16 protein-coding genes and 1 pseudogene are annotated in these 22,327 nt (G+C 70.9%); 11 read left to right on the top strand and 6 right to left on the bottom strand.

Going from position 1 to position 22,327, the window contains the following annotated elements; genetic code table 11:
* The first annotated feature begins 252 nt into the window (after window positions 1-252).
* The 3 genes and pseudogenes from ACWC2B_RS09155 (at window position 253) to ACWC2B_RS09145 (ending at window position 1,963) form a co-directional block, all read left to right on the top strand.
* Complete coding sequence (locus tag ACWC2B_RS09155) at window positions 253-684, top strand: STAS domain-containing protein (protein ID WP_450715823.1); 432 nt, start codon at window positions 253-255, stop codon at window positions 682-684.
* 203 nt (window positions 685-887) lie between these two features.
* On the top strand, window positions 888-1,463 hold the full coding sequence (locus tag ACWC2B_RS09150; protein WP_450715822.1) for a dihydrofolate reductase family protein: 576 nt from the start codon (window positions 888-890) through the stop codon (window positions 1,461-1,463).
* Window positions 1,464-1,503: 40 nt separating this feature from the next.
* Window positions 1,504-1,963: pseudogene (locus ACWC2B_RS09145) on the top strand (nucleoside deaminase).
* A gap of 40 nt (window positions 1,964-2,003) precedes the next feature.
* Here ACWC2B_RS09145 and ACWC2B_RS09140 read toward each other — a convergent pair.
* Window positions 2,004-2,705, bottom strand: coding sequence for an HAD family hydrolase (locus tag ACWC2B_RS09140; protein WP_450715821.1), 702 nt, complete (start codon window positions 2,703-2,705; stop codon window positions 2,004-2,006).
* Between the two features lie 291 nt (window positions 2,706-2,996).
* On the opposite strand from ACWC2B_RS09140, the gene ACWC2B_RS09135 reads away from it, so the two are divergent.
* The gene (locus ACWC2B_RS09135; protein WP_450715820.1) at window positions 2,997-4,598 is read left to right on the top strand and encodes an adenosine deaminase; all 1,602 of its coding nucleotides are present in this window, start codon (window positions 2,997-2,999) and stop codon (window positions 4,596-4,598) included.
* 28 nt (window positions 4,599-4,626) lie between these two features.
* Here the strand turns inward: ACWC2B_RS09135 and ACWC2B_RS09130 are convergent, their stop codons facing one another.
* From ACWC2B_RS09130 to ACWC2B_RS09120, 3 genes are all read right to left on the bottom strand, one after another.
* On the bottom strand, window positions 4,627-6,222 hold the full coding sequence (locus ACWC2B_RS09130) for a molybdopterin-dependent oxidoreductase (protein ID WP_450715819.1): 1,596 nt from the start codon (window positions 6,220-6,222) through the stop codon (window positions 4,627-4,629).
* 81 nt (window positions 6,223-6,303) lie between these two features.
* Complete coding sequence (locus ACWC2B_RS09125) at window positions 6,304-8,385, bottom strand: hypothetical protein (protein WP_450715818.1); 2,082 nt, start codon at window positions 8,383-8,385, stop codon at window positions 6,304-6,306.
* A 178-nt stretch (window positions 8,386-8,563) separates the two neighbouring features.
* Window positions 8,564-8,764, bottom strand: a complete 201-nt coding sequence (locus tag ACWC2B_RS09120) for a hypothetical protein (RefSeq protein WP_450715817.1) — start codon at window positions 8,762-8,764, stop codon at window positions 8,564-8,566.
* Between ACWC2B_RS09120 and ACWC2B_RS09115 the strand changes: the two genes are divergently transcribed.
* Window positions 8,736-9,038, top strand: a complete 303-nt coding sequence (locus tag ACWC2B_RS09115) for a MarR family winged helix-turn-helix transcriptional regulator (protein WP_450715816.1) — start codon at window positions 8,736-8,738, stop codon at window positions 9,036-9,038. The genes ACWC2B_RS09120 and ACWC2B_RS09115 overlap by 29 nt on opposite strands.
* A gap of 63 nt (window positions 9,039-9,101) precedes the next feature.
* On the opposite strand, the gene ACWC2B_RS09110 is transcribed toward ACWC2B_RS09115, so the two are convergent.
* Window positions 9,102-11,207, bottom strand: coding sequence for a glycoside hydrolase (locus ACWC2B_RS09110; RefSeq protein ID WP_450715815.1), 2,106 nt, complete (start codon window positions 11,205-11,207; stop codon window positions 9,102-9,104).
* A 163-nt stretch (window positions 11,208-11,370) separates the two neighbouring features.
* Here ACWC2B_RS09110 and ACWC2B_RS09105 point away from each other — a divergent pair, with 163 nt between their 5' ends.
* Window positions 11,371-12,261 (top strand): ATP-grasp domain-containing protein, encoded by an 891-nt coding sequence (locus tag ACWC2B_RS09105; RefSeq protein ID WP_450715814.1) that lies wholly within the window; start codon window positions 11,371-11,373, stop codon window positions 12,259-12,261.
* Window positions 12,262-12,473: 212 nt separating this feature from the next.
* Here ACWC2B_RS09105 and ACWC2B_RS09100 read toward each other — a convergent pair whose 3' ends face one another.
* Window positions 12,474-13,139, bottom strand: coding sequence for a PAS domain-containing protein (locus ACWC2B_RS09100; RefSeq protein ID WP_450715813.1), 666 nt, complete (start codon window positions 13,137-13,139; stop codon window positions 12,474-12,476).
* A 117-nt stretch (window positions 13,140-13,256) separates the two neighbouring features.
* Here ACWC2B_RS09100 and ACWC2B_RS09095 point away from each other — a divergent pair, with 117 nt between their 5' ends.
* The 5 genes from ACWC2B_RS09095 to ACWC2B_RS09075 all read left to right on the top strand — a co-directional run bounded on the left by ACWC2B_RS09095 (window position 13,257) and on the right by ACWC2B_RS09075 (window position 22,265).
* Complete coding sequence (locus ACWC2B_RS09095) at window positions 13,257-16,412, top strand: cytochrome P450 (protein ID WP_450715812.1); 3,156 nt, start codon at window positions 13,257-13,259, stop codon at window positions 16,410-16,412.
* Window positions 16,413-16,579: 167 nt separating this feature from the next.
* On the top strand, window positions 16,580-17,512 hold the full coding sequence (locus tag ACWC2B_RS09090) for an NADP-dependent oxidoreductase (RefSeq protein ID WP_450715893.1): 933 nt from the start codon (window positions 16,580-16,582) through the stop codon (window positions 17,510-17,512).
* Between the two features lie 156 nt (window positions 17,513-17,668).
* A complete protein-coding gene (locus ACWC2B_RS09085; protein WP_450715811.1) occupies window positions 17,669-18,940 on the top strand; it encodes an imelysin family protein in 1,272 nt (423 codons plus the stop codon).
* Window positions 18,937-20,166, top strand: coding sequence for an iron uptake transporter deferrochelatase/peroxidase subunit (gene efeB, locus ACWC2B_RS09080; RefSeq protein WP_450715810.1), 1,230 nt, complete (start codon window positions 18,937-18,939; stop codon window positions 20,164-20,166). Before ACWC2B_RS09085 ends, efeB begins: the two co-directional genes overlap by 4 nt.
* A gap of 194 nt (window positions 20,167-20,360) precedes the next feature.
* Complete coding sequence (locus ACWC2B_RS09075) at window positions 20,361-22,265, top strand: phospholipase C (protein ID WP_450715809.1); 1,905 nt, start codon at window positions 20,361-20,363, stop codon at window positions 22,263-22,265.
* Window positions 22,266-22,327 lie beyond the last annotated feature (62 nt).

The raw sequence follows: 22,327 nt of genomic DNA, 5'->3' as shown, positions 1-22,327 counted from the left end.
TCCATCGCCCGGGGTTCAGCCCCGGCGGGCCAGAAGACAGGCGCGCCGGGTCGCTTCGCTTCCCGTGTGCGGTGTTCAAACGGGGAGCGGTGCAAATTTCGTTCACTCCCGAGGGTGAACAATTCGAAGGGTGCACGTTTCTGCATGCGGCCCTGTTCCTAGGGTGGTAGTGCGTCACCCCGGACCACGGTGACTGCCCGATTACCGAGTACCTCCGCACCCGCGGAGGCCAGTTCTGGACCGGGAGCTGCCATGGGAACCACCGCTCGGCCATCCGTCTCGGCCCCTGTGCCGCTTCCGCCGGGGCTGCTGCCGGACCGGCTCTCCAATGCCCGCACCTATCTGATGCAAGGGTTCACGGTGGTCGAGGTCCACGGCACCGTCGACCTGGCCACCGCGCCCGGAGTCCAGCTGCATCTCGACGCCGCCACGCAGCCGGCCCGGGCGCGCGTGATCGTGGACTTGCGGCCCGTGGACTTCTTCGACTGCGCCGTCCTCACTCTGCTGTGCCGGGCGTACCGCAGGATCCGGGCCCGCGACGGGCATCTCGGCGTGGTCTGCGTACGGCCGTGGCACCGGCGGATCCTCACGGCGGGTGGCCTCGACGCGCTCTTCGAGCCGACGACCACGATCAAGGAAGCGGCCCTGGTCGCCTTGACCGGGCCGACGGCCGACGACAACTAGCGCCGGGCGCGGTCCAGTTGTCGCCCTTTCAGAAACCGTGATCCGACCGGGCTTCACCGGCCCTTCGTGAGAGGTCGGACCAAGTGCCGGGCCGAGGTGCGGTCCGGGCGGCGCGGTGAGGGCTTTGAAATACACGGGGAAGAGTCGGCGTTCTTGACGGGAATGTCGGCAGGGGCGGGCGTATCGTCGCGCAGGTGACTGCGATGAGAAAGATCATCCTTCCCATGTCGGTCTCTCTCGACGGCTTTTTCACGGGGCCCGAGGGCGAAATCGACTGGCACATGGTCGACGACGAGCTGCATCAGTACGTCAACGAACAGCTCAGGCCCATGGGCGCCTTCATCAGTGGGCGCGTGACCCACGAGCTCATGGCCGAGTACTGGCCCACCGCCGACGCCGACCCTTCCGCCTCCCCGCCGGTCGCTGAATTCGCCGGTATCTGGCGGGAGATGCCGAAGATCGTGTACTCCCGGACACTTCAGAAGGCCGACTGGAACACCACGGTCAAACACGAGGTCGTCCCGGCGGAGATCGAGGCGCTCAAGGCACGGCCCGGCGGGGACCTGGTGATCGGCGGGGCGAATCTCGCCGCCACGTTCCGGCAGTACGACCTCATCGACGAATACCGCCTCTACGTCCACCCGGTCCTGCTCGGAACAGGCCGGCGCCTCTTCCCGACCTCGTACGCCGACACCCACGAGCTGCGCCTCGTCGAGACCCGCGCCTTCGGCAACGGCGTGGTCCTCCTCCACCACGAACGGGTCAGGGCAGCGCAGTAACCGGTACGTGAAGTCACCGACGGACGGCGGGACGGGCGAAATGGAACAGCAACTGGCCAGGCAATGGCTGGCGACAGCCGTCGAGGAGGCCCGGGCGGGACTCGCGGAGGGCGGCATCCCGATCGGCGCGGCGCTCTACGGCCCGGACGGAGCGGTGCTGGGCCGTGGCCACAACCTGCGGGTACAGCAGGGGTGATCCTTCCCTGCACGCGGAGACGGCGGCATTCCGCAATGCCGGAAGGCAGCGGTCGTACCGGGGCACGACGATGGTGACCACGCTGTCCCCGTGCTGGTATTGCAGCGGCCTGGTACGGCAGTTCGGCATTTCGCGCGTCATCGTGGGGGAGGACGAGACGTTCCGGGGCGGGCAGGAATGGCTGGCCGGGCATGGGGTGGAGGTCGTGGTGCTCGACGATCCGGAGTGTGTGGCCATGATGAAGGAGTTCGTCATGACCAACCCTGAAGTGTGGAATGAGGACATCGGAGACAGTGGGGAGTGACGCCCCTTGAGGGGCAGGGAGGAAGAAAGAGCCAACTCGCTTATTTTCCGGCCTCGTTGAGATGATCCGCCAGTTCCCTCAGGTGGCTGATCGTGGTGATTCCCGCCGGCAGCCCCTCCGGCCGGAGCCCCGAGCCGACAAGCACTGCCGACATGCCGAACTCCTCGGGCCCCACCGCATCAGTCTCCGGGTTGTCTCCCACGAACAGGACGTTCTCGGGCGGGCAGCCCGCCGCCTCGGTCACCGCGGCGTAGAAGCGGGGATCTGGTTTGCGGATGCCGAGGGCACTGGAGAGCACCAAGGCGTCGAAGCAGTCCGCGATTCCCGCGGCTCGCAGGGTCTGGAGTCGCACCTGCTCCGGCCGGTCCGTGTTGGAAGCCAGTACGCACCTCAGACCGGTCGCGTGGAGGTCCCGAACCGCCGAAGCCGCCTCGGGGTCGATCCTCGCGTCGGGCAGCGCCGTGAACACCGCTTCCATCGCGCGCCGCAGATCCGGGATGTCCGCGCCGCAGTCCTGGGCGGCGCGGCGCAGGCGCGTCTCGAACGTGCTGCGTACTCCTTGGACGCGGCCGGTCGGCCCGAGGCGCCGGATCACCGTGTCGAAGCGGGTGGGGAAGTCGTCGGGGATCAGCGTCCCCGGCAGATTCCGTAGGACTTTCGCGACCAACTCGCCGTCCGGGGCCGGGCCGTGGCCCGCCAGGGTGCCGACGAAATCCAGCGCCAATACGCGCACCCGCTCCATGAGGCCACCCCTTTCCCGGGACAGGCCTCACCCTATTCAGCTGCCTCGCGGATATCCGGCACCCCTTCCCGCGTCGCTGTCGCGAAGCCGATCTGGGCGCGGCCGCGTATCGCCCAACACCTTCTGGCATCCGGTCCTGTCGCAGGCGCCGCATGAACCCCAGGGGTCGGCCCAGGTTGACCGGTTCGAGCGGGTCTCTTGAGGAGTACTGGGACGCTTGGGCGGTGAGGGGCTCAGGCGGCCGGCGAAGGGTGCGGCGCGGAGCGCCACGTACGACGAGAGGAACGGAACATGCGCAAGAGGCACGGAACCCGGTGGCCGGTGCTCGCCGGTCTCACGGCACTGGGCCTGGCCGCGGGAGTGCTGCCCGCGGCCGCCGCCCCGCCGGATCCGGGTGCCCGTGAACAGGCCCGAGTACAGGCGTACTTGGGGCGAATAGCGAACTCTCCGAGCGGGCTCCGGCGCTTCATGGCGGAGCTGCCCAAGGGCGCGGATCTGCATCACCATCTGGGTGGCGCGGTGCGCCCGGAGTCGCTCATCGGGTACGCGGCGCGGGACGGCAAGTGCATCGACACCACGAGCTACGTCGTCACACCGGGACCCCGGCCCTGCGCGGCCGGACAACGCCCGGCGCGGGACGCCGCAGCGCCGGGGCCGTTCCGCCGGCACGTGATCGAGGCGTGGTCGATGCAGGGGTTCGTCCTGCCGCCCGACGGCGACCCGCAGCCTGGACACGACCACTTCTTCGACACATTCGGCAAGTTCGACGAGGCCGAAACCGGCCACGACGCGGACATGCTCGCCGAGGTGGCCCGGGCCGCGGCCGAAGAACACAGCAGCTACCTGGAGACGCTCACCACTCCCGAGGCAGGACCGCTGAACCAGCTCGTCGACCGCATCCTGCCGAAAGACCCAGGACCCGCCGACTTCGCCCGGTTCCACGCCACCCTGACCGCGAACCCGCAGTTCCAGGCCCTGGTCCGGCAGGCGGCCGACGACACCGACCGCAGCGTCCGCGACTACCGCAAGCAGCTGGGCTGCGACACCCGGACCGCCCCGAAGGCCTGCCAGGTCGCGATCCGCTTCGACTACCAGGTGCTGCGCGCCCAGGAACCGCGCCATGTCCTCGCCCAGCAGATCCTCGGCTTCGAGCTCGTACGCCAACACCTCGGCGGGGTCGTCGGCGTGAACATGGTGCAGCCGGAGGACGCACCCGTCGCGCTGCGGGACTACACGCTGCACATGAAGATGGTCGGCTTCCTCAAGTCGCTTTTCCCGAAGGTGCGGGTCAGCCTGCACGCGGGTGAACTCGTCGAGGGCCTCGACGGGGTCGCCGGACGCGATCTGACCTTCCACATCAACGAGGCCGTCACCGTGGCAGGCGCCGACCGGATCGGCCACGGCGTCGACTTCCCCCGCGAGAAGAACCCCGCGGCGCTGGCCGCGCGGATGCGCCAACAGCACGTCCTCGTCGAGGCACCCCTCATCAGCAACGCCCAGATCCTCCGCGTCACCGGCGAGCGGCACCCGCTGCGCAGCTACCTCGACGCGGGCGTGCCCGTCGCCCTGGCCACCGACGACCCGGGCGTCAGCCGCAGCGACCTGACCGCCGTCTTCCAACAGGCCGTCACCGACCAGCAGTTGACCGTCCCGCAACTGCGCACGCTCGCGCGCGCCTCACTGGACCACGCCTTCATCGAGGGCCGGAACCTCTGGAAGGAGCAGGACAGCTACGGTGCGTTCGCCGCGCCCTGCACCAACGACACCGCCGACTCGCACCGGCTGCCGAGCGCCGGATGCCGCACCTTCCTCGCCGCCAGCCCCAAGGCGTCGCTCCAGTGGAAACTGGAAGCGGACTGGCGCGACTTCCTGAACCGGTACGCACACCGCTGAACCGAGGAACGGCTCATGCAGCACCGGGTCATTCGACGGTGACCTCGACCGAGTGCCGGCCAGTCGCCCCATTCGGGACGGTCGGGGTGCGCTGCTCGGTCTGGGTCGCGCCCGTGCCGTCGGTGGCCCGTACGGTCAGGGTGTGATGGCCGGAGGTGGTGGCCTGCCAGGGGAAGGACCACAGGCGCCAGGTGTCGACGCTGTCCTCGGCGGCCAGGTTCGCCTGCTGCCAGGGCCCGTCGTCGACGCGCACCTCGACGCGCTCGATGCCCCGGTGCTGCGCCCAGGCCACCCCCGCCACCATGACCGTGCCCCGCTTGAGCCGGGCGGACGCCCTGGGGGTGTCGATACGGGACTGCGTCTTGACCGGGGCCTGCTGCGACCAGGACCGCTGCACCCAGTACGCGTCGTACGCGGCGAACGTGGTCAGCTCGATGTCCTCGATCCACTTGCACGCCGACACGTATCCGTACAGGCCGGGCACCACCATCCGCACCGGAAAGCCGTGGGCGAACGGAAGGGGCGAGCCGTTCATGCCGATGGCGAGCATCGCGTCGCGGCCGTCGAGGACCGCTTCCACCGGGCTGCCGATCGTCACACCGTCCACCGACCGGGCCACCAGCTGATCGGCGGGCCCGCCGCGCGAGGGCGGGCGCACGCCGCACTCCTTGAGGAGGTCGGCGAGTCGTACGCCGATCCAGCGCGCGTTGCCCACATAGGGGCCGCCGACCTCGTTGGACACGCACGCCAGGGTGATGTCCCGTTCGATCAGCTCGCCCGCCCGGCCCTGGACGAGGTCGTCGAAGGTGACCGTGCGGGGCGTGGTGACACCTTTGCCGTGGATCTTCAACCGCCAGGTGGTGGCGTCCACCTTCGGGACGACGAGTGCCGTGTCGACGCGGTAGAAGTCGGAGTTCGGGGTGAATAGCGGGCTCAGGCCCGGGAGTTGGAGGGAGGCGGCTGGGGGCACGGGCGCCGCGGGTGAGGCCGGGCGGGGCAGGACGACCTTGGCACGGGAGGCGACCGCGCTCTCACCGCTTGAGTTCAGTACGCGGCCGAGCAGCCCCGCGGCGGTGGACGCGGCTGCCGCCGCGGTCGCCGCGAGGACGAACGCGCGCCGGTCCCATCCCTCGCCGCCGTCAACCCTCCGCGTGCTCGGCCGAACGCCGGGCAGACGCCCGACGAGCCAGTACAGGAGCGCCGCACCGGCCACCGCGCCGAACACGGACGGCAGCGCGTCCACCGCACTGTGCGAGTCGGGTCGCCCCGTGGCGGCCAGCGCCCCCACGACCCCGAACGCCAGGACCCCGGCGGCGCCGGCCCGCCGGTGGCGCAGGGCCAGCACCCCGAGGAACAGGGCCAGGACCGCGAGCGCGGCGAGGATGCCGATCTGGAGGACGAGCTTGTCGTTCGTCCCGAAGTGGCGGATCGCCCAGTCCTTGAGAGCCACGGGCGTCCGGTCGATGGCCGCCCCGCCGACCGCGGTCACCGGCCCGGCTTCCGGCCGGACGGCGGCCGCCACCAACTCGGCCACCGCCAGCGCGGCATAGCCCGAGAGGAGACCGCAGAGGGCTCCGAGTGAGGTACGGGTCCACCAGCTCAGTTTCTTCGTCACACTCCGCATTCGATACCGCGACGGCATCGGATTGTCCACGCACGGGCCGTGCGGTCACACGGACGGCCGCGATTCGCGCCGGGGAAGCCCTCAGCTCATGGTGACGGTCAGCAGCGAGTACTGAATGACCGTCAGATCCACGCTCACCGTGCTGCCGTCAACCTTCCAGGGAACCGGCGCCGGCGCGGGAGAGGAACCGTCCGGCGAGCTGACCGCGGCGGCCGTCACCCGCCGCCCCTCCGGGACCACCAGCGAGACCGTGCAGGCGGCCGGGGTGGTCTTGAACGGGGCCGGGCTCTCACCGAAGGCGGTGAAATTGACCAGTTGCACGATGGTGTCGTTGCCGAGGCGGCTCAGCTCCAGGTGGATCCGGTGGTCACCGGCGAGCGAGACGGCGGGCGGCGCGGCGGTGCGCACGGGTTCGAGGAGCCGGTCGGCGCTCGGCCCGTCCGTGTGCGACAGGTACGAGAGGCCGAGCAGATCCTTGAAGTACCAGCACGTCCCCGCCCCGAACGCATGACGGTTGCTCGCCGGCACCGGGTCCGCCTTGTGGAAGCCGAGCACATCGGCGAGCGCGTACTCCGGCCTTGCGGTGCCGAACGCGTCGAGGGCCGTGGGCGCGGGGCCGGTGACGACGACCGTGCCGCCGCCGCTCACGAAGGAACGAAGTACCTCGGCCTCCGCGTCCGAGACCGCCTGCGGATTCGGCAGGTACAGGACGCGGTATCCGGCGAGGTCAGCGCTGTTGAGGCCGGGACTCGGCACCGTGTTGAACGGAACGTGCGCGTACACCAGCGCCTTGACGGTGCCGCGGAACTCGCCCAGCCACTTCTGCTGGGTGCAGCTCTCGTCGGAACTCTCGAAACTCCACCAGTCCTTGATCCCGGAGGGCGGCTTGGTGTTGACGTACATGCCGCTGCCCTGGACGGGGCTCACGAAGTCGCGGCTCGCGGAGGAGTGGTACACGCCGACCGTCGCTGCGGAAACGGCGTCGAAGAGCCGCTCCTGATGCGCGGCGACGAACCCGAACATGCGGGTGCGCATCGCGGTGTCGGTGCTCTGGTCCTTGAAGGGGCTCTTCACCTCGAACGGATTGCAGCCCGCCGCGAGGAGCTCGGCCATCACCAAGGAGGCGTCATCCGCCTTCCAGCCGTACGAGAACGCCCAGGCGGGCTTGGTTCCGCTCGCGGCCCGCGCGTACTTGTACATCGAGATCAGGCAGGTCCAGTCGCTCGCCGTGGCGTGGCGCATCCCGTCGTAGTTGCCGAGGATGTCCACCTCCCACACCTGGCTGACCCCTTCCGCCCGGCGCAGCTGCGCGCCGTCCAGGCCGATCAGGGAGGCGTACTGGTAGTCCATGGTCACGGTCTCGACGAAGGTGACCAGGTCCGGGTTGACGGAGCGGCCCGCCGCGGCGATGTCCAGCTGGAACTGCGACAGGTTGCGGTGCCGCCACTCGACGTAGCGGCGAAAGCCCGGGTTGGTGAAGTCGGCCGTGCGGGGCAGTTCGAGGCCGGTGTCCGCCTTGAACGCGGAAGCCGCCCACAAGGACGCGTCGCACCAGCTCATCGCGCCGTCGAAGTAGATGGGAACGTCCGGCCAGACGGCATCGACGCCCGTCGCCGCGAGGCCGCGTATCCGCGCCAAGTAGTAGTCCCGCCAAGGGGAGTTGGGGCTCAGCCAGCAGCTCTCGTCACCCGGGTCCACCCAGACGACGAGGCCGCCGTAGAACACGTTGGGCTTCCCGTCGAGCCCGCGCTGCACCCAGTCCTTGCCGTTGCTGTTCTTGTAGAACGAGGGCCCCTTCTCGCCGCCGGGGCTGATGAGTTCGAGCGAGGGGTAGTACATGACCACGCGCATTCCGGCCGTGTGCGCCAGGTCGGCGAAGCTCTTCACCTTCGCCATGTGCTCGCTGAACTGCTGGTCGGTCAGCCAGTTCGACAGGACGGTGTCGAGTTCGATCACGCTCACGTTCTGCGCCTTGAGCCTGTTGATCACGGGCAGCATGTCGCGCTGCGGATCGGCGTCGTCGTCGAAGGTGCCGTCCGCGAGCCGCGCGTATCTGGCCCAGTCGGGGAAGGCGACCCCGGCGACCCGCCCGGCTTCCGGGGCATCCGCCCAGGCCGGGCGGGGCCCGCCGCCGGGGAGGAAGGGCGCCAGGTTCGCGGCCACCGCGAGCCCTCCCACGCCGAGCCCTGTCCGTAACACGCTGCGACGGCTCAGTCTTCGTCTCGATTCCATGCCCGGATCTCTCCCTGTGGACCACACCGGTACGTTCCGGCTCGGGCGAGGCATCCTGTCGCCGCGTGGCGGGATCGGCCAGAGTGCCCTTTCGGCCAGGGCGGCTCGACTATGAGGTGGTCGTGAGGGCGGGCGGCAGCATGGCCTCGTGGCCGGGGATGTCCGGGGTGCGGATGCGCTGGGTGAGGAAGAGGGCCGCCCGGTCCAGCGCGTCGTCGGCCTCGTCGAGAACGCCGGCGAACGACTTCCTGCGCCACCTCCGGGACCATCCCGGGGCCCGGGTGGCGGACCTCGCCGCCGAGTTCGCCATCGGAATCGGGGCGACCAGCAAGGGCGTCGACCGCCTGGAGAAGCAGGGATGGGTCGTCCGGCAACGCAATCCGGCGGATCGGCGCTCCTCGCTGCTGGCGCTGACCGATGAGGGCCTGGAACTGGTCGACGCGGCCGATCGCACCTTCACCGGGCGGCTGGCCGAGCTGATCGGTGAAACGCTCGGCGGATCCCGGCTGTCGACCGTCGCGCGGGCCCTCTCCGAGCTCCGCTCCGTGCTGGAACGCGACCAGATCGGCACACCCACAGGCTGAGAGCCTGTGTCTCAACCCCGCCCGGTCTGCGCGGAGTTGAGACCCAGGCTCTGACGCGCGGCGCTACGACACCACCTTCGCGGGGCACAGCCGCTGCGGCTCGCCGCCCTTGAGGGTCGCGTCGACGCAGCCGCCTGGCAGCTCGTCGTGGACGGCGGTGCCGAAGTTGGCCGTGACGGTCAGCGTGCCGTCGCCGAAGACGGTCCGCTGCACGGTGCGGTCGGCGGTCAACCAGTCGAAGGACGTCAACTCCTGTGCCCCCGCCGCCTGGTGGAGCGGCGCGAAGTACTTCTGGAGTGCGGCCAGTTCGCGCACGTTCTGGTCATTGTGCTTGTCCTTGTCGCTGAGCACGAAGTTCAGCGGCGTGTTGTAGAGCATCGCGAGCAGCGCCCGCGTCGTTTTCTGCTCCGGAAGCTTGCTGAAGGACAGTTCCCAGCGCTCCGCGTTGATCAGCGAGCCGTGCAGAGCGGTCTCGTACAGCGGCACGCGGTAGGCCGGGTCGTACATCGCCTTGAGGGCGTCGGCCACCGCGGCCCGGTGCTCCGGCTTGAAGTCGCTCACCCGCACCGGCTTGAAGAACGTGTCGGGGGCCGCCGCGGGTGTGTAGCCGCCCCACGCCGGGTCGTCCTTCGGCTGGTCCGGCGTGCTGTCGAAGTGTCCCGTCTCCATCGGCCACAGCCGGCCGTCGGCAGGGGTGCCCGAACCGTGGTCGAAGGCGAGAGCCCGGTTGGCCCAGGACCCGGCGGCCTCCGAGCCGAGCACGAGCGGGGGGCGCCGCGTGGTGTCGTACGTTCCGTCGGTCAGGCGCTGCATCCGGGCCAGGCGGTTGGCCCGGTCCTGGGCCATGGTCATCGGGTGGGCGGCATCGTGGTCCCGGAAGAGCTCGCCCGCCGCGTCCACGTCCAGGAAGTAACTGGCCGCGCCGCCCGCGACCAACGAGCGTGTGCGGTTCGCGAGGTAGTGCCGCTGGGGCTCGGCCTGCTCGAACGCCTGCGAGCTGAGGTAGCAGCCCTGCTTGTGGAAGCCGGGCTGGGGCGTGCCGTCGGCCCGGCGCACACAGAACGACGGGTAGACGTTGTCGGGCCAGACCGAGTTCGGGGGAGTGTCGGGGCCCTTGGTGCGCCCGTTGGCGAACGAGTCGTACGGCCCGACCAGGTACCCGGCCCGCTGTGCCGCGGTGATGTCCGCCGTCGTCATGGGCGAGTCATCGGCGTCGTAGCCGAGCCAAAGCCGGGAAATACCAAGGGAGTTGAGCTTCTCAATGCCCGCCGCCTTGCGGTCGCCGGCCCAGGCATAGGCGTGGAACGCGCCGAGGAGTTTGCCCGTCTCCGGGTTCTTGCGGATCTTCTCGCTGAGGCTGCCGAGCTGCCCGTGTTCGGCGAGCCAGTGCCGGTAGTCGACGGCAGGCGCGACCGGGGAGCCGTCGGTGAGGCTGAAGGCGACGGTGTACGCGCGGGTCGCGTTGCCGCCGGAGAAGGCGTGCTTGGCCGTGGCGCGCAGGCGCCCGCCCTGGGAGGCGTACGCGAGTGATGTGCCGATGTCGGTGGGCGTCAGATAGCTGACGCCTCGACCGGAGCCCAGGGTGTAGCCCCAGACGGGCAGGGTGAGCTGCGACGCCACGTCCTCCTCGGAGCCCACGAGTTGGGCACGCGACGAGTTCCAGAACGGGTCGGCGACCGGCAGCGACAGGCCCTCGCCGCGCGGGAGTTGGAGGGCGGAGGCGGCCTTGTCGGTGCCCGTGACCGGCCATGCCAGGGTGCCGTCGCGGTCGGAGGTGAGGGTGACGAGCAGCCTGCCGCGCTCGATGCGCGCCTCGGCGCTCAGGCCCCGGCCGGGGTACGACCAGCGGGCGCCCTGGCCCGACTTGGTCACGTGGCTGGGCTTGCCGGGCGCGTCGGCGGCCGGGTCCGACACGCGCAGGGTGCGCCCGTCGTCGGTGCGGGCGTCGATCGCCAGGGTCGCGGGGTCGATGGTGGCGGTGCCCCCGGCGACGGGCAGATCCACCTGGCCGCCATGGATCCGTACCCCCGCGGAGTGGGCGGGCCCGGCCGTGGCGGCCGGGGTCAGGCCGGCGGCCAGAGCGGTGGCGACGGCGAGACCGAGAAGGGTGCGCCGGCCGCTTCGACGGGCCGGACGCGTGATGGATGACTTCCCCGTGCTGATGTCCATGGCGCATGGATAACGAAGAGTTGTAAGAGGACCTTAAGAAGCGGTGGGGCGAGCGGGGTTGGCGGTTGTACGCCCTCGCCCACCCGACACATGCGAGTCGCGCTGAGCCGTTGTGTGCGAGGGTGCCGACGGGCGCGTCTGCCATGAGACACCGGAGGGGTGCATGAGTGCTGCCAGGATCGCGGTCGTGACGAGTGGTGCGGGCTTCGAGTACGACGTGGACCTGCCGCTCATCGTGGCCGCGCTGCGTGCCGAAGGCCTGGCGGCCGAAGCGGTCGCCTGGGATGCGGACTCCGTGGCGTGGGACGGGTTCGACCTCGCGGTCATCCGCTCGACCTGGGACTACGCGACACGGCTCGACGAGTTCCTCGCCTGGGCCGACACCACGTCCCGGCACACCCGGCTGCTCAATCCCGCTCCGATGGTGCGCTGGAGCAGCGACAAACGCTACCTCCTGGAACTCGCCCGACGCGGTGTCCCCGTCGTACCGACGCGGGTCCTCGAACCCGGAGACCAGTACGGCGAGGCCGACTTCGACCGGGAGGAAGGCGTAGTGGTCAAGCCCACCGTCTCCGCGGGCGCCCGGGACACCGCACGCTACGAGCCCGGCCAGGCCGCACAAGCCGTCCGCCATGCGCGGATGCTGCTCGACCAGGGCCACGCCGTGCTGATCCAGCCGTATCTGTCCCTGGTGGAAGAGGGCGAACGCGCGCTGGTCTTCGTCCGCGGCGCGTTCAGTCACGCCCTGCGCAAAGGGCCGCTGCTGACCGAGCCGGGGGTGATAGACAACTTCAGGGTGCCGCACCCCGATCTCGCCCCGCACCGCCCGACCCACGCCGAACTGCGCACCGCCTCGGCCGCGTTGGAGGCCGTTCCGGCACCGCACGCCGCGCTGTTCGCCCGGGTCGACCTCGCTCTGGACGAGAACCGGGAGCCCGTGGTCATGGAGCTGGAGCTCATCGAGCCGAATCTGTTCCTCGACACCAACCCGCTCGGGTTGAAGCGTCTGGTGGAGGCAGTGGCGGCGGAAGCCGGGCTCAGAGCCTGTGTCTGAACCCCGCCCGGGCCCGCGACGCCTGGCACGCACTCCCCCAAGGCCTTAAGGGCCAGGGGGGACCCCCATGCCGCGTTGCCGAAACGCCCTAGTAGCTCCTCCCCCAAGGTCTTGAAGACCAGGGGGTACCCCCATCGAGGACGCTCCGGCGCCTTGCGATCGCACGCACCAGACGCCCCGGCCTGATCCGGACGGGGTTCAGACACAGGCTCTCAGGGCCGCGCGATGACGCCCTCGGCCGGCACCGGCGGCCAGTGGCCGGGGGAGAGGACGCCCAGTGCGTACGCCTTCGCCACAAGCGCCGTACGCCCTTGGACGCGCCAGCGCTGGGAGAGCCGGGCCAGGTGGTAGTTGACGCCGTCGACGGTCAGGCCCAGGGCCTTGCCGATGGCGGCCGTGGTCGCGCCGGACGCCGCGAGCGCCAGAATGCGGGCCTGCGCCTCGCTCACCGATCCGCGCGGGGAAGGCGGCGGTCCGGGGCGCTCGTCCCGCACGTACAGCATCGCGAGCAGCACGGGCGCCGGGCTGGGGACGGCCATGATCGGGTCGATGGTGAACTCGCCCTCGCGTTCGGCGCCGTCCTTGCCCGCCCGCCAGGTCACCTCGATGGGATAGCGCGACGTGCGGCCCGCGCGCAGCGCCCTGACCAGCCGGTCGATCTGCTCCTCGGAGCGCGGGGTGAACAGCTCGCGCAGCGAGCGGCCGCGCAGCCGGCCGGGGGTCGTGCTCCCCCACTCGGCGGCCATCGCGGGGTTGGCGACATGCACCTCGCCGTCGATCGAGCAGACCGCGATCGGAAGGGGAATGCGGTCGAGCAGGGTGAGGAAGTGGTTGCGCCACGCCCCCAAGTCCTCCACCGGTGTCTGCTCGTCGGTCATACCGCGTGCCACCGCCCCCTCTTCGGCCCGTCCGCAAGTGCCGGACGCGAGAAACCACTGCACAATCATGCAGTCCGGCACCAGGGCGCGGCACACCGGGCGGGTGAGGCTGGACGCATGACGGACACGATCCTGATCCCCGCAGACGCACGCCCCGCCGACGACACCGTACCCTTGGTGGACATTTCGGGCGGTGGTCTCACCGAGACGCCCATCCAGCAGTCCATGGAGCTGGTCCGGGTGCACGGGCCGGTGTTCCGGCGTCGCCTCAACGAACACGAGCACCTCTTCGTCAGCTCGCTCGACCTGGTCACCGAACTCGCCGACGAGACCCGGTTCTCCAAGGGCATCTCGAAGATCCTCGACTATGTGCGCGAGTTCGCCGGTGACGGCCTCTTCACCGCCTACAACGACGAGCCGAACTGGGCCAAGGCACACGACATCCTCATGCCGGCCTTCGCGCTCGGCTCGATGCGGACCTACCATCCGACGATGCTGCGCGTCGCGCGCCGCGTGATGGACAGCTGGGACCGCCAGGCGGCACGCGGTGCGACGGTCGACGTCGCCGACGACATGACGCGGATGACCCTGGACACCATCGGCCTCGCCGGATTCGGCTTCGACTTCGACTCGTTCGGACGGGCCACCCCGCACCCCTTCGTCGAGGCGATGGTGCGCTGCCTGGAGTGGAGCATGAAGCGGCTCGGCCGCACCCCGGGCGCCGACCACAGCGAGCAGGACCAGGAGTTCGAGCGGGACTCGGCCTACCTAGCCTCCGTGGTCGACGAGGTCATCGCCGCCCGTACGAAGAGCGGGGACACCTCCGTCGACGACCTCCTCGGCCTGATGCTGGGCGCGGCCCACCCCGAGGAGGGCACCACCCTGGACGCGGCCAACATCCGCAACCAGGTCATCACCTTCCTCATCGCCGGGCACGAGACCACCTCCGGCACCCTGTCCTTCGCCCTCTACCACCTGCTCAAGGACCCGACCGCGCTGCGCCTGGCCCAGCGTGAGGCCGACGAGCTGTGGGGCGACAACCCCGACCCCGACCCCACCTTCGAGGACATCGGCAAGCTGCGCTTCACCCGCCAGGTGCTCAGCGAGGCGCTGCGCCTTTGGCCGACGGCGGCCGCCTTCACCCGGCAGGCCCGTGAGGACACCCTGCTCGGCGGGCGCGTCCCGCTGCGCGCCGGCGACCAGGTCACGGTGCTCACGCCGATGCTGCACCGCGACCCGGCGTGGGGCGACAACCCCGAGCTGTTCGACCCCGCACGGTTCGCGCCCGAGGCCGAGACGGCCCGCTCCCCGCACGCGTACAAGCCCTTCGGAACCGGTGAACGGGCCTGCATCGGGCGGCAGTTCGCGCTCCACGAGGCGACGATGCTCCTGGCTCTGCTGGTGCACCGCTACCGCTTCGTGGACTCCGCGAACTACCAGCTGCGGATCAAGGAGACCCTCACCCTGAAGCCCGAAGGGTTCACCCTCTCCCTGATCCCGCGCACCCCCGCCGACCGGGCCCTGAACCGGGCCGCACTCCCCGCCACGTCCTCCGGCACGACGTCCGAGGCCGCCGAGTCCGGGCCGGAACTGCCCTCCCGGGTCCGCCAGGGCACCGGCCTGCTCCTCCTGCACGGCACGAACTACGGCACCTGCCGCGAGTTCGCCGAGCGCCTGGCCGCCGAAGCCACCACGCTCGGCCTCGCCACCGAGATCGCCCCGCTGGACGCCCACGCCGGCGCGCTGCCGAAGGACCGTCCCGTCGTCATCGTCGCCGCCTCCTACAACGGACAGCCGACCGACGACGCGGCCCGCTTCGTGCGCTGGATCGAGGACGCCGGGCCGGGAGCCGCCGACGGCGTGCCGTACGCGGTGCTCGGCGTCGGCGACCGCAACTGGGCCGCGACCTACCAGCGCATCCCCACCCTGATCGACGACCGCCTCGCGTCCCTGGGCGGCGAGCAGCTGCTGCCCCGCGCCGAAGCCGACGCATCCGGTGAACTCATGGGCACGGTAAGGGAGTTCGCGGAGTCCTTGCGCGTGGCGCTGCTCGAACGGTACGGGGATCCGGAGAGCATCGGCGCCACCGCGCCGCCCGCCGAGGCCGCGTACACCGTCACCGAGATCACCGGTGGGCCGCGTGAGGCGCTCGCCGCGCGCCACGGTCTGACGGAGATGACCGTCACCGAGGCCCGCGACCTGACATCGCCAGGACATCCCCGGCCCAAGCGGTTCGTGCGCCTGGCCCTGCCCGATGGCGTCACCTACCGCACCGCCGACCACCTCACCGTCCTGCCCGCCAACGCCCCGGCGGCCGTCTCCCGGGCCGCGGCGGCCCTCGGTGTGGACCTCGACACCGTCCTGAGCATTCACGCGCGGGGGGCCGCGCCCGCCGCCCTGCCGGTCGACCGCCCGCTTTCCGTACGCGAACTCCTCACCCATTATGTCGAGTTGGGCGGGCGTCCGACCCGCGATCAGATCGCGCTGCTCGCCGCGCACAACCCCTGCCCGCCCGAGCGCGCCGCCCTCGAACACCTGGCGGCGGACGACCCGCGCCCCCTGCTCGGCCTCATCGAGGACCACCCGGCGCTGAAGGGTGCACTCGACTGGCCCACGCTCCTGGAGCTGCTGCCTCCGCTGCGCCCCCGCCAGTACTCGGTGTCCTCCTCGCCCGCCCGCGACCCGCGCCACGCCGACCTGATGGTCTCGCTCAACCCCGGCGGCACCGGCTCCGCCCACCTGCACTCGCTGCGGCCCGGCGACACCGTGCTCGCCCGCGTCCAGCCCTGCCGCGAGGCCTTCCGTATCGCGCCCGACGCACCGGAACCCGTCATCATGATCGCCGCGGGAACGGGCCTCGCCCCCTTCCGAGGGGCCGTCACCGATCGCCTGACGGAACGTCAACTCAGCCCCGCAGTCCTCTACTTCGGCTGTGACGCACCGGAGGTGGACTTCCTCCACGCCGACGAACTGCGCGCCGCCGAACGGGCCGGAGCCCTCTCGCTGCGACCCGCCTTCAGCGCCCCCGCCGAGGGAGGCGGCCGCTTCGTGCAGCACCGCATCGTCGCCGAGGCCGACGAACTCTGGCCGCTTCTGGAGGCGGGCGCCCGGGTGTACGTGTGCGGCGACGGCAACCGCATGGCCCCGGGGGTGCGTGCCGCCTTCCGTGACATCTACGCCCAGCGCACGGGTGCCTCGGCCGAGGACGCCGAGGCCTGGCTGAACCGGCTGACCGCCGAGGGCCGGTACGTGGAGGACGTGTACGCGGGCTGAGACACCCTGGTCGATCGGGCCCCTCCGGGAAGCGGCCCGGCACGGCGCGCACCAGAATCGTAGGAACCGGGGAGGCCGGCCGCCGAACGGCGGGCCTCCCCGCCCACCTCGACATCGGGAGAGAGCACGCGATGCCCACCAGCCCCGCAAGCAGCGAGAAGAGCACCATGAAGGCCATGACGTACGCCTCGTACGGGGACAACTCGGTCCTGAGCCTGACCGAGCAGCCACTGCCCAAGGTGGGTCCGGGCGAGGTGGTCGTGCGGGTGCGCTGCGCGGCCGTCAACCCGGTCGACTGGAAGATCATGTCCGGTGGTCTGGACGGCATGATGGACACGGTCTTCCCGGTGGTCCCGGGCTGGGACGTCGCCGGTGTCGTGGAGCGCACGGGCATCGACACCCCCGAGTGGAAGGCGGGCGACGAGGTCTTCGCGTACGCCCGCAAGGACTATGTGCACGGCGGCACCTTCGCGGAGTTCGTGACCGTCCCCGTACGGGCGCTCGCCCGCAGGCCGAAGTCCCTGAGCTGGGAGGAGACCGCGGGCGTCCCGCTGGCGGGGCTCACCGCCCGGCAGACCCTGACCCGGCTCGGCACGGCCAAGGGCGAGACGGTGCTCGTGCACGCCGCGGCGGGTGGCGTGGGCACGTTCGGCGTACAGATTGCGAAGGCCATGGGCGCCCGCGTCATCGGCACGGCCTCCGAGCGCAACCACGACCGGCTGCGCGAGCTGGGGGCCGAGCCGGTGACGTACGGCGACGGCGTCGCCGAGCGCATCCGGGCGCTGGCCCCCGAGGGCGTGGACGTCGTCGTCGACTACGTCGGCGGGGTCCTCGACACCACCCGGGCGGTCCTGCGTGAAGGGGGCCGCCACGCCTCGATCGCCGACCCGTCGGTCATGGAGGCGGGCGGCCAGTGGATGTGGGTACGCCCCGACGGGCCCGGCCTCGAAGCCCTTGCCACGCTCGCGGACGCGGGCCGGCTCAAGGTCCCGGTGGCCGAGACGTTCCCGCTGGAGCGGCTCGCGGACGCGTTCGAACTCAGCCAGACGGGCCACGCCCACGGCAAGATCGTGATCCGGGTCAGCGAGGACGCGGCGTAACCTGCGCCGTTCGTGGCAGGTCCCGGTCCCGGTGTCGTGTCGGTGAACTGAGGGGTAAATCTGGACGCCGGGCCACCCGGATGAGCGATCGGGCGTCACCGGGTGCCTAGCATGAGCTGCGTTGTCCCCTCGCAGCTGACACGAACGGAGTGCCTGATGAGCGACCCCGATCCGGGTTCGGGTCAGGAACCGGCCGAACTCGAAAAGGGGCCCGGCATACCGGCCCGCAAGGCCTGTCCGCCCGGTGGCCGTCGTACCGGCGCGGCGCTGGCCGTGGCCGTCGTCGCGGTGGGCGCGGGCGTCTACGCCCTGGCTTCCGTTGGCGACGGCCCCTCGGACGCCAAGCCTTCGGCGGCGAAGGGGCCGACACCCGTCGAGGTGTCGGCCGGCACGTGCGGCAAGGGCTGGAGCGGCGCGACCCCGGGCCCCCAGGTGTTCGCGCTGAGCAACACCTCTTCGTCGGCGGCCGAAGTCGATCTCACCGACCCCGCGACCGGCGCCGTCTACGGGGAGGTCGAGGGCCTCGCGCCCGGCACGACCCGCGAGATGCGCGTGGTCCTCGGCGGCGGCTCGTACGCCTTCAAGTGCCTGCCGGACGACGCCGACGCGGTCACAGGACCCACCGTGAAGATCGCGGGCCCGAGCACCGGGAGCGGCCCGGCCGCGGTGCCGGTGACCCAGCACGACCTCATCCCGGTGGCCCTCGCCTACCAGCAGTGGATCACCGCGAAAACCGTTGAACTAACCGACCGCACCGATGAGTTGAAGCGGGCCATCGACGACGGCGACCTCGCCGCGGCGCGCGACGCCTGGCTGCCCGCGCACCTGGTCTACGAGCGCATGGGCGCCGCCTACGACGCGTTCGGCGAGGCGGACGCAGCCATCAACGGCTCGGGCCCCGCCCCGTCGGCCGCCGGATCGGCCCAGGACTTCGAGGGCTTCCACCGGGTCGAGTACGGGCTGTGGCACGGCGAGTCGGCCGCGTCACTGCGCGGGCCCGCCGACCGGCTCGCCCAAGCCGTGCACGCCCTGCGCGACAGCTGGCCGCAGGAACGGCTCGACCCCGCGCAACTGGGGCTGCGCGCCCACGAGATCCTGGAGGCCACGGCGCAGTCCGAGCTCACCGGCCGCACCGACTACGGCAGCGGCACCAACCTGGCCACCGCCCGCGCCAACCTCGACGGCACCCGCGAACTCCTCACCCTGCTGCGCCCGTTGCTCACCAGCCGCTACCCGGACCTGCCGCGCCTCGACGCATGGCTGGACCGCACCCAGCACACCCTGGACGGCTTCGGAGCGGGCGGCCACTGGACGCCGCTGGACCGGCTCGGCCGCCAGGACCGGCAACGGGTCAACAGCGACGTCGGCCAGGCCGTGGAACTCCTCGCCCCGGTGGCGACGATCTGTGATGCGCGGAGGACAGCATGAGCGAGGTACGACGGCGCGGCTTCCTGCGGGGAGCGGCCGTGGGGGTCGGGACCGCGGTCACCGGGGCCGCGCTGAGCGGCGCGATCCCCCGCCCGGCGTCGGCGGAAGGCGCGAGCAAGACCTCCGCGCACCTGGACTTCCACGGGGTGCACCAGGTCGGGATCCTCCAACCTCCCCAGCGGGCAACGGCGTTGGTGTCCTTCGACGTGACCGCGGCGGACCGCAGGGAGCTCACCGAGCTGCTGCGTACGCTCACGGACCGGGCCCGCTTCCTGGCCGCCGGCGGCTCCCCGGCACCGGTCGGGATCACCGCGCCGCCGAGCGACTCCGGGGTGCTCGGCCCCCAGGGGCCCACGGGCGGGGTGACGGTCACCACGGGCGTCGGCGCCTCCCTCTTCGACGACCGGTTCGGCCTCAAGAGCCGCAAGCCGGTCCGGCTCACCGCGATGCCGGCGTTCCCCGACGACGACCTCGATACGGCCTGGTGCCACGGCGACCTGAGCGTGCAGCTGTGCGCCGACAGCCCGGACGTCGTCCTGCACGCCCTGCGCGACATCGCCCGGCACACCCGCGGCGGGATGCAGGTGCGCTGGCGCATGGACGGGTACACCAGTCCACCGAGGCCGAGCGGAACCCCCCGCAACCACATGGGTTTCAAGGACGGCACCGCCAACCCCGACACCGCCGACGCCGCCGCGATGGACCGGCTCGTGTGGGTGGGTGCCCAGGGCGGAGAGCCTGCCTGGACGGCCGGCGGGAGCTACCAGGTCGTGCGGTTGATCCGCATGCTGGTGGAGTTCTGGGACCGGGTCTCGATCAGTGAGCAGGAGCGGATGTTCGGGCGCAGCCGGGACACCGGCGCCCCGCTGGACGGCTCCGCCGAATTCGACGCGCCGAAGTACGCGGAGGACCCCAAGGGGGACGTGATCCCGCTGGACAGCCACATACGCCTCGCCAATCCGCGGTCCGGACCGAGCGAGGGGCAGCGGATCCTGCGCCGCGGCTACAACTACGACCGCGGCATGGACGCCAACGGCGACCTCGACATGGGACTTCTCTTCTGCTGCTACCAGCAGGACCTGGCCCGGCAGTTCGAGACCGTCCAGAAACGGCTGAAGGGCGAGCCGCTGGTGGACTACATCAAGCCATTCGGCGGCGGCTACTTCTTCGCCCTGCCGGGGGTGCGGGACCGTACAGACTGGTTCGGGCGGGCCCTGCTCGGCTGAGGGCCGCACGCTCGGCCGCGCTTCACCAACAGAGGGTCAAGTTTTGGCCTGATATTCCTGACTGGCTGTTCACCAGCAGGACACAATGCCGCCGTCGCGGTGTAGTGGTCCGCGCGAAGCATCACGTTTCGTCAACGACATCAAGACATCACGACGGCGGCCGGTCGCCGGACGCAAGTGGAGGCACGCGGAGCATGGGCAGCAAAGGTAGCGCGGCGGGTCCGGGGCGCTGGGCCAGACGGTGGGGGGCGTTCGCCGGAGCGGCGGCACTCGGCCTGCTGAGCGGTACGGTCCCGGCCGCGGCGGACTCGGCGGACCACCACGGCGAGGGTCAGACGGCCACCCCGGTCAAGCACCTGGTGGTGCTCTTCCAGGAGAACGTGTCCTTCGACCACTACTTCGGCTCGTACCCGGTGGCCGCGAACACCGACGGCACGAAGTTCACGGCCGACAAGCACACCCCGAAGGACATCGACACCCTGCGCAACGCCGGGCTGCTGACGAAGAACCCGAACCAGTACCTCCCCAAGCGGCTCACCCCCGAGCAGGCCATGACCTGCGACCAGAACCACAACTACGGGGCCGAGCAGTACGCCGCCAACGGCGGCAAGGCCGACCTGTACGTCCAGAACACCGACTCCGGCAAGTGCTCCGGCAACCTGTTCGGCGAGCCCGGCCTGGTCATGGACTACTACGACGGCAACACCGTCACCGCGATGTGGAACTACGCCCAGCACTACTCGCTCGGCGACAACTCGTTCAGCACCACCTACGGGCCCTCCACACCCGGTGCGCTCAACCTCATCTCCGCGCAGACCCACGGCGTGATCTCCACCGACCCCGCCTCGGGCACCGAGCACCCCAAGCAGACCGCGACGCCCGACCCGTACGCCGTCGTGTCTCCCGACGCCAAGGGTGTCGGCACGCTGGTCAACGACCCGGACCCGGCGTACGACGACTGCTCGGGCAAGGACCACACCAGCAAGAACGCGCTCGCCGCGATGCAGGGCCGCAACATCGGTGACCTGCTCAACCAGCAGAAGGTCTCCTGGGGCTGGTTCCAGGGCGGCTTCCGGGCGAGCACCGCCTGGGACGGCAAGCAGGGCCACTACGCGAAGTGCTCCGGCACCACCCACACCAACGTGGGCGGCGCGGCGGCCATCGACTACAGCCCGCACCACTCGCCGTTCCAGTACTACAAGTCGACGGCCAACCCGCACCACCTGCCGCCGAAGAACACCGCCGAGATCGGCCACAACGGTCGGGCCAACCACAACTACGACCTCACCGACTTCGACGCCGCGCTCAAGGCCGGCAACCTGCCCGCGGTGAGCTTCCTGAAGGCCCCGGAGTACCAGGACGGCCACGCCGCCTACTCCGACCCGATCGACGAACAGCACTTCCTCGTCGAGCAGATCAACAAGATCCAGCAGTCGCCGGAGTGGAAGGACACCGCGGTGGTCGTCGCCTACGACGACTCCGACGGCTGGTACGACCACGCATACGCCAAGCCGCAGAACGGCTCGAAGGACACCAAGCCCGGCTCCGACGGCAAGGCCGCCGACAGCCCCGCCTGCCAGGCAGGACCGGCCGCGGCCGGCGGCTACTCCGACCGCTGCGGCCCCGGCACGCGCCAGCCGCTGCTCGTCATCTCGCCGTACAGCAAGGTCAACTCGGTGGACCACACCCGGACCGAGCAGGCCTCCATCACCCGCTTCATCGAGGACAACTGGCACACCGGACGGATCGGTGACGCCTCGTTCGACACCCGCGCGAACGCGCTGACCTCCGCGTTCGACTTCAAGCACCCCAACGGCAAGCAGGTCCTGCTCAACGCCGACGGGTCGGTCAAGTCGGTCACCGACATTCCCGAGCACCCGGCCCCGCCCGCCTCCTCCTCCACCGGGGGCAGCACGTCCGGCGCCGGCGGATCGGGCAACAACGCGACGACCCAGACGGCAGGGGAGGCCCTCGCCGAGACGGGCTCCTCCTCGGCGCTCGTCCCGGCCGGGATCACCGCGGGCGCGCTCGCGGTGGGCGGCGCGGGCATCGCCTTCGCCCTGCACCGCCGCAGGAACCGCACCAGCGCGGCTCAGTAACTCCCGCCGCCGCAACACCAGTTGACCGAAGGACCGCCGACACGGTGTCGGCGGTCCTTCGT

The sequence above is a fragment of the Streptomyces sp. NPDC001415 genome, from assembly GCF_053597395.1.
Note: the sequence above shows the minus strand (reverse complement) of the source record. Positions and strands in the feature narration are given on the sequence as shown.